General features: G+C 65.8%; 7 protein-coding genes and 1 tRNA gene. 6 read left to right on the top strand and 2 right to left on the bottom strand.

Features of this window, described 5'->3' with window-relative positions; all coding sequences use genetic code 11:
* The 4 genes from lgt to pyk all read left to right on the top strand — a co-directional run bounded on the left by lgt (nt 1) and on the right by pyk (nt 9,207).
* Nucleotides 1–1,269: a prolipoprotein diacylglyceryl transferase gene (lgt, locus tag E5206_RS14990; protein WP_136323178.1), complete on the top strand. Its 1,269-nt coding sequence runs from the start codon at nt 1–3 to the stop codon at nt 1,267–1,269.
* A 263-nt stretch (nt 1,270–1,532) separates the two neighbouring features.
* Nucleotides 1,533–6,149 (top strand): glutamate synthase large subunit, encoded by a 4,617-nt coding sequence (gene gltB / locus E5206_RS14985; RefSeq protein WP_136323177.1) that lies wholly within the window; start codon nt 1,533–1,535, stop codon nt 6,147–6,149.
* A complete protein-coding gene (locus E5206_RS14980; RefSeq protein WP_136323176.1) occupies nt 6,142–7,599 on the top strand; it encodes a glutamate synthase subunit beta in 1,458 nt (485 codons plus the stop codon). The genes gltB and E5206_RS14980 overlap by 8 nt, the downstream gene beginning before the upstream one ends.
* A gap of 84 nt (nt 7,600–7,683) precedes the next feature.
* Nucleotides 7,684–9,207 carry a pyruvate kinase gene (gene pyk, locus E5206_RS14975; RefSeq protein WP_136323175.1) on the top strand — a complete coding sequence of 508 codons (1,524 nt, stop codon included), beginning with the start codon at nt 7,684–7,686 and terminating at the stop codon, nt 9,205–9,207.
* 79 nt (nt 9,208–9,286) lie between these two features.
* On the opposite strand, the gene E5206_RS14970 is transcribed toward pyk, so the two are convergent.
* Complete coding sequence (locus E5206_RS14970) at nt 9,287–9,892, bottom strand: response regulator (protein WP_136323174.1); 606 nt, start codon at nt 9,890–9,892, stop codon at nt 9,287–9,289.
* 203 nt (nt 9,893–10,095) lie between these two features.
* Between E5206_RS14970 and E5206_RS14965 the strand changes: the two genes are divergently transcribed.
* Both E5206_RS14965 and E5206_RS14960 read left to right on the top strand, forming a co-directional pair.
* A tRNA-Leu gene (locus E5206_RS14965) sits at nt 10,096–10,177 on the top strand.
* A gap of 88 nt (nt 10,178–10,265) precedes the next feature.
* On the top strand, nt 10,266–10,730 hold the full coding sequence (locus E5206_RS14960) for a hypothetical protein (protein ID WP_136323173.1): 465 nt from the start codon (nt 10,266–10,268) through the stop codon (nt 10,728–10,730).
* Here E5206_RS14960 and E5206_RS14955 read toward each other — a convergent pair.
* The gene (locus E5206_RS14955) at nt 10,727–11,968 is read right to left on the bottom strand and encodes an IS110 family transposase (RefSeq protein ID WP_136323172.1); all 1,242 of its coding nucleotides are present in this window, start codon (nt 11,966–11,968) and stop codon (nt 10,727–10,729) included. The genes E5206_RS14960 and E5206_RS14955 overlap by 4 nt on opposite strands.
* Nucleotides 11,969–12,432: the final 464 nt, after the last annotated feature.

The following is a 12,432-nucleotide window of genomic DNA, read 5'->3' as shown; positions in this document are numbered from 1 at the left end:
ATGCAGTCAGTCCTCCACGTGGCGGCGATGATTCCCGCGAGCATTCCGAGCCCGGTCTGGTCCGGATTCGACATCCCGCTTCCGTGGGGGTCCCTGCGTATCCATGCCTACGCGCTGTGCATCCTCGCCGGCATCATCGCCGGTCTTTGGCTCACGTCCGCCCGCTGGGCACGGCGCGGAGCCCCGGAGGGCAGCGTCTGGGACATCGCCATCTGGGCGGTCCCCTTCGGCATCGTCGGCGGACGTCTCTACCATGTGGTGTCCTCGCCGGACGCGTACTTCGGCCCCGGTTTTGACGGCACGGGCGACCTGTCGCTGATCCCGCAGATCCAACGTGGCGGACTGGGCATCTGGGGTGCCGTGCTGCTCGGGGCTGTGGGCGCCTGGATCGGCTGCCGCCGCGCGGGCGTCAAGCTGAGCGCCTTCATGGACGCCGCCGCGCCGGGACTGCTGCTGGCACAGGCGATCGGCCGCTGGGGGAACTACTTCAACCAGGAGCTCTTCGGCGGCCCCACCACGCTGCCGTGGGGGCTGCAGATTGACCCCAACAGCCCGAACTTCCCTGCCGGGATGCCGGCGGACACCCTCTTCCACCCGACGTTCCTCTACGAGTCCCTGTGGAACCTCGTGGGCGTGGTCATCCTGCTGGCGCTGGACCGGAAGTTCAATTTCCGCCGCAGCCGGCTGTTCTGGCTCTATGCCATCTACTACACGCTGGGCCGGGTCTGGATAGAGGCCATGCGGATCGACGACGCCGAGCAGATCACGCTCTTCGGCGTCACCACCAGGCTCAACGTCTGGACCAGCATCTTCGTCCTCGCGGCGGCACTCGTGTTCTTCGTCGTCCTCGGGCTGCGGAAGCGGACCGAACCGGATACCGTCTACCTGCCCGGCCGCGAACCCGCGGCTGCGGAGCCCGGATCAGAGGCTGCAGCGGAGTCGGACGCAGAGCCGGCGGGGCCAGCCGCGGGGCCGGCTGAGACCGGCGCCGCCACGGCCGACGTGGCGGATTCCGGCCTCGAAACCAGGGAGCCGGCAACGGTTCCGGCAGGGGCTGGAACTATCCGCGATGCGGACCCGGCTGTCTCAGATAGTGAATCCCGTGATAATCTCCGTGATAACAAGAGCGGTTCAGGGCACGCTTCCGCCCCAGCTGAAGCGTCCAGGGAATCCACTGGTGGCACTAAGCCCGCCGCCGGGTCCCCGGCAGCCGGACTCACCGGCCACCAGGCCACCGGAACCGCGCCGGACGCTGACCGCACCAAGTAATACAGCACCGGCACCCAGGCCCGCGGAGCTACCGCTCCCAGAGCCCGTTTCCACAACGTCGTGGCACCATGGCAAATCCCCTACTGCACACAGCTGCAAGCCGGGCAAGCCAAGGCCAGCGGCCCGCGTAACTGTTCGTGCAGCAGGCCGGGCTGGCCTACAATTCCAGTTAGAAACACTTTGTTGTGCCCGTCAAGCCGGCGCGCGGAGTGGGGCCAATGTTGTCCCTCCCATACGCACGATCAGGAGGAAGGACGTCTCCCATGACCCAAACCCTGCACAGCCCCAGTTGGTCCGAGCCTAACGAGCCAGCGGCCGCCATGTCACCCTTTAAGCGTTTCGCGGCGATGCCGGAAGCAGCGGGTCTCTACAACCCCGAGCAGGAGAAGGACGCCTGCGGCCTCGCCATCATCGCCACCCTCCGCGGCGAACCCGGCTATGACATTGTCGACGCCGCGCTGACGGCCCTACGCAACCTCGAACACCGTGGTGCCGTGGGCGCGGACGAAGGCACCGGCGATGGTGCCGGACTGCTGATGCAGGTGCCGGACGAGTTCTTCCGCGCGGTCACGGACTTCGAACTTCCCGCCCCCGGCCAGTACGTCGTCGGGACCGCCTTCCTGCCCGCCGAACAGCGGGAATCAGACGCGGCCAAGGCCGGAATCGAAAGCCTCGCAGCGAAAGAGGGCCTCACCGTCCTCGGCTGGCGCGAACTGCCCATCGTGGCCGACCTCGTCGGCGCCATGGCCCGGGCCTGCATGCCGCACTTCTCGCAGCCCTTCTTTGCCTCAAGCACCGGCGAGGTCCTCGAGCGCAACGAACTCGATTCCCGGGCCTGGCGGATCCGCAAGCGCGCCCAGAACAAGTTCGGCGTCTACTTCCCCTCGCTGTCCTCACGGACCATCGTCTACAAGGGCATGCTGACCACCGCCCAGCTGGAGCCGTTCTACCCGGATCTCTCGGACAAGCGCTTCAAGACCAAGCTCGCGATTGTCCACTCGCGCTTCTCCACCAACACCTTCCCGTCCTGGCCCCTGGCCCAGCCCTTCCGGACCATCGCGCACAACGGCGAGATCAACACGGTCAAGGGCAACCGCAACTGGATGCGCGCCCGCCAGTCACAGCTGGCCAACCCGCTGCTGGGGGAGTCACCGGAAGAGCTCTACCCGATCTGCACCCCGGGCGCGTCCGACTCGGCGTCGTTCGACGAGGTGGCGGAATTGCTCTGGCTCTCCGGCCGCCCCATCACGCACTCGATCATGATGATGATCCCCGAGGCCTGGGAAAACCACGCCACGATGGATCCGGCACGCCGCGCTTTCTACGAGTACCACTCCCTGCTGATGGAACCGTGGGACGGCCCTGCTGCCGTCTCCTTCACCGACGGCAACCTCGTCGGCGCCACCCTGGACCGCAACGGTCTGCGTCCCGGACGCTACTGGATCACCGAAGACGGACTGATCATCTTCGCCTCCGAGGTCGGTGTGATCGACGTCGAACCCTCCAAGGTGGTCAAGAAGGGCCGGGTTTCCCCGGGCAAGATGTTCCTCGTGGACACCGAGGCCGGCCGGATCATCGACGACGCCGAGGTCAAGGCCGAGATGGCCGCCGCCAACCCCTGGGCCGACTGGGTCAAGGACAACCTGATCGAGCTGGCGGACCTGCCGGAACGTGAGCACGTTGTGCACACCCCCGCGTCGGTCAACATCCGCCAGCGGACCTTCGGCTACACCACCGAGGAACTGAAGATCCTGCTCGGCCCGATGGCCCGGACCGGCGCCGAGCCGCTCGGCGCGATGGGCTCGGACACCCCCGTGGCTGTGCTCTCCAAGCGCCCGCGCCTGCTGTTCGACTACTTTGTGCAGTCCTTCGCGCAGGTCACCAACCCGCCGCTGGACGCCATCCGGGAGGAACTGGTCACGTCCCTGACGTGTGCCATCGGCCCCAACGGCAACCTGCTCGACACCAAGCAGGTCCGCCAGCCGCAGGTGTCGCTGCCGTTCCCCGTGATCAACAACGACCAGCTCGCCAAGATCGCGAACATCGAGAACGCCGACGGCGACAGGGTCGCGATGAAGGTCCGCGGCCTGTACCGCCCCGAAGGCGGCGAGAACGCCCTGCGTGCCCGGCTGACCGAAATCTGCGAACAGGTCTCCGGCGCCATCAACCGGGGCGTGCAGTACGTTGTGCTCTCGGACCGTGACTCGAACGCGCAGTGGGCGCCGATCCCGTCCCTGCTGCTCGTCAGCGCCGTGCACCACCACCTGCTCCGCAGCGCCAACCGCACCAAGACCGCGCTGGTGGTCGAGGCCGGCGACGTCCGCGAGACGCACCACGTGGCCGTGCTGATCGGCTACGGCGCGTCCGCCGTGAACCCGTACCTGGCCATGGAATCCGTGGAACAGCTCATCAGCACCGGCGACGTGGTCGGGGTGACTCCGCAGGACGGCGTCTACAACCTGATCAAGGGCCTCGGCAAGGGCGTCCTGAAGATCATGTCCAAGATGGGCATCTCCACCGTGGCCTCCTACACCGGAGCCCAGACCTTCGAAGCCCTGGGCCTTGGCCAGGAACTCGTGGACGAGTTCTTCGCCGGCACGCACTCCCAGCTCGGCGGCGTAGGCCTCGACGTGATCGCTGCCGAGGTGTCGGCACGCCACCAGATGGCCTACCCCGAAGGGGGCATCGAACAGCCGCACCGCCCCCTGCTGGGCGGCGGCGAGTACCAGTGGCGCCGCGACGGCGAGCCGCACCTGTTCAACCCGGAGACGATCTTCCGGCTGCAGCACGCCACGCGTGAGCGCCGCTATGACATCTTCAAGTCCTACACCCGGGGCGTGGACGACCAGTCCGAGAACCTCATGACCCTGCGCGGGCTGCTGAAGTTCAAGTCCGGGCTCCGCCCGGCGGTTCCGCTGGAGGAAGTGGAGCCGGTCTCCAGCATCGTCAAGCGGTTCTCCACCGGCGCCATGAGCTACGGCTCGATCTCCAAGGAGGCCCACGAGACCCTCGCGATCGCCATGAACCGGCTGGGCGGCAAGTCCAACACCGGCGAGGGCGGCGAGGACGTTGACCGGCTGCTGGATCCGGAGCGCCGCTCGGCGGTCAAGCAGATCGCCTCCGGACGCTTCGGCGTCACGAGCCTGTACCTGAGCAACGCCGACGACATCCAGATCAAGATGGCGCAGGGCGCCAAGCCCGGTGAAGGCGGCCAGTTGATGGCGCAGAAGGTCTACCCGTGGGTGGCCCGGACGCGGCACTCGACGCCCGGCGTCGGGCTGATCTCCCCGCCCCCGCACCACGACATCTACTCGATCGAGGACCTCGCGCAGCTGATTTACGATGCCAAGCGGGCCAACCCCTCGGCACGCGTGCACGTCAAGCTCGTCTCCGAGGTGGGGATCGGCACGGTCGCCGCCGGCGTCACGAAGGCCAAGGCCGACGTCGTCCTGGTGTCCGGGCACGACGGCGGCACCGGCGCCTCTCCGTTGAACTCGCTCAAGCACGCCGGCATCCCCTGGGAGCTGGGCCTCGCCGAGACGCAGCAGACCCTCATGCTCAACGGCCTGCGCGACCGCGTCGTGGTGCAGGTGGACGGCCAGCTCAAGACCGGCCGCGATGTCGTGATCGCCGCGCTGCTGGGCGGCGAGGAATTCGGTTTCGCCACGGCCCCGCTGGTGGTCTCGGGCTGCATCATGATGCGTGTCTGCCACCTGGACACCTGCCCGGTGGGCGTCGCGACGCAGAACCCGGAACTTCGGTCCCGCTTCAGCGGCAAGGCCGAGTACGTGGTCAACTTCTTCGAATTCCTCGCCGAGGAAGTCCGGGAGATCCTGGCCGAGCTGGGCTTCCGGACCATCGAGGAAGTGATCGGCCACGCCGAAATGCTCGATACCCGTGATGCGATCAACCACTGGAAGGCCGAAGGGCTGGACCTGGACCCGATCCTGCACGGACTCGAGTTCGACGACGACGCGCCGCTGCGCAACCTGACCACGCAGAACCACGAGCTGGACAAGCACTTCGACCAGCGCCTGATCGGGATGGCCGCCGAGGCCCTGAGCGACCGCACCCCGGTGAAGATCGCGGTGAACGTGATCAACACGGACCGCTCCGTCGGCACCATGCTGGGGCACGTGGTCACCAAGACCTTCAGCACGGACGTGCTGGCGGCGGACACGATCGACATCACCCTGACCGGCACCGCCGGGCAGTCGCTGGGTGCCTTCCTGCCGGCCGGCATCACGCTGCGCATGTTCGGCGACTCCAACGACTACGTGGGCAAGGGGCTCTCCGGCGGACGCATCATCGTCCGGCCGGACCGCACGAACGTCTTCCCTGCGGAGCGCAATGTGATCGCCGGAAACGTGATCGGCTACGGCGCCACGAGCGGCGAGATGTTCCTGCGCGGCCAGGTGGGCGAACGATTCCTGGTCCGCAACTCCGGCGCCACCGCGGTGGTCGAAGGAATCGGCGACCACGGCTGCGAGTACATGACCGGCGGCCAGACGCTCATCATCGGGCGCACCGGCCGTAACTTCGGCGCCGGCATGTCCGGAGGCACGGCCTATGTGCTGGACCTGCAGACCGCCCGCGTGAACAAGCAGGCCCTGGAGTCCGGTGAGCTGCAGTTGCGCGAACTGGACGCCGAGGACCGCGACATTGTCCACGGACTGCTCGTCAAGCACCTCGAAGAGACCGAGTCGCTGCTCGCGGCGCGGCTGCTCGAGAACTTCGACGACACCGCGGCCCGCATAACCAAGGTGCTGCCGCGCGACTACGCGGCCGTACTGCAAACCCGTCTTGACGCCATCGAAGAGGGCCTTGACCCCGACGGCGAAGAAGTTTGGTCTCGAATCCTGGAGGTGACCGGTGGCTGACCCACGCGGATTTCTGAAAGTACGCCAGCGTGAAACACAGCCACGCCGCCCCGTTCCGGTCCGCATCATGGACTGGAAGGAAGTCTATGAGGCCCAGGAAAAGGGCGTCCTGAAGAGCCAGGCCGGCCGCTGCATGGACTGCGGTGTGCCGTTCTGCCACCAGGGCTGCCCGCTGGGCAACCTCATTCCCGAATGGAATGACCTCATCTGGCGGGACAAGGGCGAGGAAGCCATGGAGCGGCTGCACGCCACCAACAACTTCCCCGAGTTCACCGGGCGGCTGTGCCCGGCCCCCTGCGAGGCGTCCTGCGTGCTGGGCATCAACCAGCCCGCCGTCACCATCAAGCAGGTCGAGGTCTCGATCGTCGACCAGGCCTTCGACAACGGCTGGGTCACCCCGCTGCCGCCGGCCCGCCTCACCGGCAAGACGGTCGCTGTCGTCGGATCCGGCCCGGCCGGGCTCGCCGTCGCACAGCAGCTGACCCGGGTGGGCCACACCGTCGCCGTGTACGAGCGCGACGACAAGATCGGCGGGCTCCTGCGCTACGGGATCCCCGACTTCAAGATGGAAAAAGAGCACGTGGACCGCCGGCTGGAGCAGATGAAGGCCGAAGGCACCCGCTTCCGGACCGGCGTCGCCGTCGGCACGGACGTGACTTGGGAGCAACTGCGCCGCCGTTACGACGCCGTCGTGGTCGCCACCGGCGCCACTGTCCCGCGTGACCTGGCCATCCCGGGACGCGAGCTCGAGGGCGTCGACTTCGCGATGGACTACCTCGTGCCGGCCAACCGTGCCGTGGCGGGGGAGACGGTGGAAAACCCGATCAATGCCGCCGGCAAGCACGTCGTGATCCTCGGCGGCGGCGATACCGGAGCAGACTGCCTCGGTACAGCCCACCGCCACGGTGCCGCCTCCGTGACCACGCTGGCTATCGGCAAGCAGCCGCCCGCGGAGCGCGCCGCCCACCAGCCGTGGCCGACGTTCCCCACCCTGTTCGAAGTTGCCAGCGCCCACGAGGAAGGCGGCGAACGCACCTACCTCGCCTCCACCGTGGAGTTCGTCGGCGAGAACGGCAAGCTCACCGGCGTGAAGGTTGCGGAAACCGAATTCGTTGACGGCAAACGCCTTCCGAAGGCCGGCACCGAGCGGATCATCCCGGCGGACCTGGTCCTCCTGTCCCTCGGCTTCACCGGGCCTGAGGCGGCCGGGATCACCGAGCAAGTCGGCGCCGACTTCGACGGCCGCGGGAACGTGGCACGCGACGGTTACTACATGACCAACACGGAAGGTGTCTTCGTCGCCGGAGACGCAGGCCGCGGCCAGTCACTCATTGTCTGGGCCATCGCCGAGGGACGCGCCTGCGCTGCTGCAGTCGACAAGTTCCTGATGGGCAGCACAATCCTTCCGGCTCCGGTCGCCCCGACCGATCGGGCGATGGCGGTCCTGTAGCCCGGGCCGAGACGGTCCTTCGGGGCCCCGGATGTTCACTCCTGCACCAACTTCAACAATGCACGAGACTACTAGGGTAGGTATATGAGACGCGCTAAGATAGTGGCCACCTTTGGACCGGCAATCGCGAGCTTCGAGAACACGCTCGCGGTGCTCGAAGCGGGTGTCGACGTGGCCCGCATGAACATGAGCCATGGCGATTACGCCGTGCATGACACCACGTACGAGAACGTCCGGAAGGCCGCGGGACAGCTCCGCAAGGCCGTCGCCATCATGGCCGATCTGCAAGGGCCCAAGATCCGTCTTGGCCGCTTCGTTGACGGTCCTCACCTGCTGGCTGTCGGCGACATCTTCACCATCACCACCGAAGACGTTCCGGGCACCAAGGACATCTGCTCCACGACGCTGAAGAGCCTCACCGACGACGTCAAGCCCGGCGATGCCCTGCTGATCGACGACGGAAAGGTCGCCCTGCGCGCCCTTGAAGTCGACGACATCAAGGTGGTCACCCAGGTGACGGTCGGGGGCATGGTCTCGAACAACAAGGGCATCAACCTGCCCGGCGTCGCCGTCAACGTTCCGGCGTTGAGCGAAAAAGATGAAGACGACCTGCGCTGGGCCATGCGCCGCGGCGTGGACATGGTTGCCCTCTCCTTCGTCCGCGATGCCTCGGACATCACGCGAGTCCACGAGATCATGGACGAAGAAGGCCGCCGCGTGCCGGTAATCGCCAAGATTGAAAAGCCGCAGGCCGTCGAGCAGCTGCACGAGATCATCGACGCCTTCGACGCGATCATGGTCGCCCGTGGCGACCTCGGCGTGGAACTTCCCCTGGAGGAAGTGCCGATCGTCCAGAAGCGCGCCATCGAACTGGCACGTCGCTGGGCCAAGCCCGTCATCGTGGCCACCCAGGTGCTTGAGTCCATGATCGAGAACCCGCGTCCGACGCGTGCCGAGGCGTCCGACTGCGCCAACGCCGTGCTCGACGGCGCCGACGCGGTGATGCTCTCCGGCGAGACCAGCGTGGGCAAGTACCCGATCGAGACGGTCAAGGTCATGGCCCGGATCATCGAATCCACCGAGGTCCACGGCCTTGAGCGCGTCCCTCCGCTGGGGACGAAGCCCAAGACCCGCGGCGGCGCCATCACCCGGGCCGCAGTCGAAATCGCCGACCAGCTGGACGCGAAGTACATCTGTACCTTCACCCAGTCCGGTGACTCCGCCCGCCGCCTCTCGCGGCTGCGTCCGATCAAGCCGGTGTTCGCCTTCACCCCGGTGGAGCACGTCTGGAACCAGCTCGCCCTGACCTGGGGCATCCAGCCGGTCCTGGTGCCCCAGGTCAACCACACCGATGAAATGACCGCCCAGGTTGACCGCAGCCTGCTGGAAATGGATCTGGTGGACGACGGCGACATGGTCGTCATCGCCGCCGGTTCCCCTCCCGGAAAGGCCGGTTCCACGAACATGCTCAAGGTCCACAAGGTCGGCGACCTGGCGGACGCCGGCAGTCACGGCGGGGCAGCCGTAACCAAGGACAAGCTCGGCCCGTGGCCGGAAAAGAAGAAGAAGAACGTGTCGGAGCTTCGGCTGCCCAGTGTCGAGGCCTGATTCAAGCCTGGCTTCACGCTGAAAAGGGAGGGTCCCCGCCGCTGGCGGGGACCCTCCCTTTTGCTGCTGGTGCCGGGTGCTAGTTGACCTGGTTGATGATGGTCTCCGCGACCTCGCGCATGCTCAGGCGGCGGTCCATCGAGGTTTTCTGGATCCAGCGGAAGGCTTCCGGCTCGGTCAGGCCCATCTTGGTGGTGAGCAGGCTCTTGGCGCGCTCCACGAGCTTCCGGGTGGCGAACTGCTCCTGCAGATCGGTGACTTCGCTTTCGAGGGCCTTGATTTCCTCGTGGCGGGACAACGCGATCTCGAGTGCCGGGATGAGGTCGGCGGGGGTGAACGGCTTGACGACGTAGGCCATGGCGCCGGCGTCGCGGGCACGCTCCACGAGTTCCTTCTGGCTGAAGGCGGTGAGCAGGACCACCGGGGCAATGCGGGCCTTGACGATCTTCTCGGCGGCCGAGATGCCGTCCATGACGGGCATCTTGACGTCCATCAGGACCAGGTCCGGCTTGAGTTCCTCGGCGAGCTGCACGGCCTTCTCGCCGTTGTCGGCCTCGCCGACGACGTCATAGCCCTCGCCCCGCAGGATTTCAATGATGTCCAGCCGGATGAGGGTTTCATCCTCGGCGACGACAACGCGGCGCGCCGGCTTGGACGTGGGGTTGGACTCCGTCTGATCTGACACGTGGAACTCCTTGTAAGGGTACGGCGGGACTAGACCATCATAGGTTTTGTCCGCTGGTGTACTTTGGCCGGTCTGGTTCGATGCGGCGTCACTGGCGCGATTCTGGAATTCAGCCTATCTGCATGTAGAGTAATTCCGCGCACTGGAAGCGATCGCGTTGCTCACAACACCGTGGCGCCGCGAATGTTACCGGTGTACTCCGCGCCCGAGTGGCGGAATTGGCAGACGCGCCGCACTCAAAATGCGGTATCGAAAGGTGTGTGGGTTCGAGTCCCACCTCGGGCACAGTGTTTCCGCAGGTCAACGCGGTTTTAGGCCTCAGCGTGTGCACAAAAACTCGAAATGTGTGCACACGAAGCCTGGAATCTTCGGTATGGCCAGCATTTGGGAACGAAAAAAATCAGATGGATCCACGTCCTATACGGTCCGCTGGCGGAACCCCGAGACGCGAAAGCAAGAGGGGATTACCCAAGCGACGTCGGCTGAGGCCCAGACGCTGAAGCGCCTCCTTGACGCCAACAACCAATCCTTTGAGATTGCCCAGCATGCGATGATCGCGAACCAGACCAAAGCACCCACCGTCGCGGCCGTGATCCAAGAGCACATCGACCTTCTGGTTCGGCCTTCAGTTGGCACAGTGCACTCATATCAGACCCTGCTGAAGCTGCACATCGCCGGTGTCATCGAGCACCCTCCCGTGGACAAGCTTGATTACCGGCACCTGACGTTTTGGATCAAGGCCATGCAGACCAAGGGCCGGTCCACTGACGCGAAAATTGTGGTGACGTGGGATGGGTGCGCCCGGGGCAGGTTGTTGACGGTGCGGGTATGGCCCTAACCGGTCCGTTGCAGAGGCTCGAGGATCACCTGATAGCCGAGGTTTTCGAGCTGTTGAACGGCTCTTTCTTTGCTGCGCAGCGGCTGGCGGCGGGTGTAATAGTCGGGGCCCGGGTCGACGTAGCACTCTCCGGTGGTGAGCATGTGCCAGATCGAGATGAGCATGGAATGCTCCACCGCGACGAGGGCTTTCATCAGCCCGCGGCGGGACTTGATGCGCCGGTACTTCGCCCCGAGATACGTGGTTTGGGAGCGGGAGACCGTCAGGGCCGCGGTGCCCAGCGCCCGTTTGAGGTAGCGGTTTCCGGGTCTTGTTTTGGTTGACTTGACCCGTCCTGCGGATTCGTTGGCCCCGGGCGCCGTCCCGCCCCAGGAGGCGAAGTGCCCGGCGGTGGGAAAGACGGTCATGTCGGCCCCGGTTTCGGCGATGATGACCTCGGCGGTGCGGGTGCTGATGCCCGGGACGGTCGCCAGCAGTTCCCGGGCGGCGCTAAAAGGCTTCATCTGTTCCTCGATGCGGGCATCGAGGCGTTGGAGGTCCTTGGTGTGGGCATCGACCCGGTCCAGGAACAGCCGGGCCATGAACGCGTGGTGTTCGTTGAACCGGCCGGTGAGGGCCTCCGTCAGTGCGGGGATCTTCCGGCGCATGCCCCTCTTCGCCAGATCGGCCAGCACGGCAGGGTCGTTCTGGCCCTCGATCAGGGCCTGGAGCATCGCCCTGCCGGAGACACCGGTGATGTCTGTTGCGATCGAGGAGAGCTTGATCCCGGAATCCTCCAGCATCTTCTCCAGCCGCTGGACTTCGCGGGAACGTTCATCGGTGATCGCGGTCCGGGCCCGGGTCAGATCACGCAGCCGGCGGATGTTCTCCGGCGGGACCAGGCAGGCGTGCAGTAGGCCGTGCGCGCCGAGCTGGGCGAGCCAGGCCGCGTCGGAAACGTCCGTCTTCCGGCCCGGGACGTTCCTTGCCTCTTTGGCATGAACCAGCTGAACGTTAAGCCCCTTGTCTTCGAGCAGAAAGTAGAACTGGCGCCAGTAATCCCCGGTCGCCTCAATCACCACCAGGCCCACATCCTGGGCCAGCAGGTAGTCGGCCAACCGGTTAACCTCGTTCGTCATCGCCCCCCATGTCGTGATCTCCTGGCTCGTTTTCCCGCGGTCGCCCGTGATCCGCACGCAGGCCTTCGCGTCCCGCTTGGACACATCCAGTCCCGCGCACCGTTGATACAGAACATCCATCGCTTCACCATCCGTTTCGCCGCCGTTGAGTAGGGAGCGTGTACCGGAAAGGAGAGCAAAAAACAGTAATCTGACGCTCGTGCTCATGGGCAACATTCCACGGTCCCCGCGGAAACAGGCTCTCCACCACCAGGCTGACATACAGGCTCACGGCACCACAGGGAGACCAGGGTCGTATCCGGAACACAGCAGCAGTATCAGCCCGCTTCGCATCCGGAACAAGACGGGCCGGCACGCACAACAGGACGACCGAGGAATTTTCCCGTTCCACGGCGGGACGAGCGAAGCCGGCCCTGAGCGGCTGATATGTAGATTCAGAGTCACAGACTCCCGGTTTCATGCTGCAACGGTCAGCTCTAGGGCTGATCAACGAACTCGACAGGTTTGATTACGAGGCCACCGAAGTGCCACTCGATGGCCTGGGGCCACGCCGTCAGCGATCCGGTGGAAGGATGCAGCGATGC

This window comes from Arthrobacter sp. PAMC25564 (genome assembly GCF_004798705.1).
GTDB lineage: Bacteria > Actinomycetota > Actinomycetes > Actinomycetales > Micrococcaceae > Arthrobacter.
Note: the sequence above shows the minus strand (reverse complement) of the source record. Positions and strands in the feature narration are given on the sequence as shown.

What these genes read in the sequence shown, in the direction of transcription:
- gltB (WP_136323177.1), top strand. Translation starts at nt 1,533, where the DNA reads ATGACCCAAACCCTGCACAGCCCCAGTTGGTCCGAGCCTAACGAGCCA.
- E5206_RS14960 (WP_136323173.1), top strand. Translation starts at nt 10,266, where the DNA reads ATGGCCAGCATTTGGGAACGAAAAAAATCAGATGGATCCACGTCCTAT.
- pyk (WP_136323175.1), top strand. Translation starts at nt 7,684, where the DNA reads ATGAGACGCGCTAAGATAGTGGCCACCTTTGGACCGGCAATCGCGAGC.
- lgt (WP_136323178.1), top strand. Translation starts at nt 1, where the DNA reads ATGCAGTCAGTCCTCCACGTGGCGGCGATGATTCCCGCGAGCATTCCG.
- E5206_RS14955 (WP_136323172.1), bottom strand. Translation starts at nt 11,968, where the DNA reads ATGGATGTTCTGTATCAACGGTGCGCGGGACTGGATGTGTCCAAGCGG.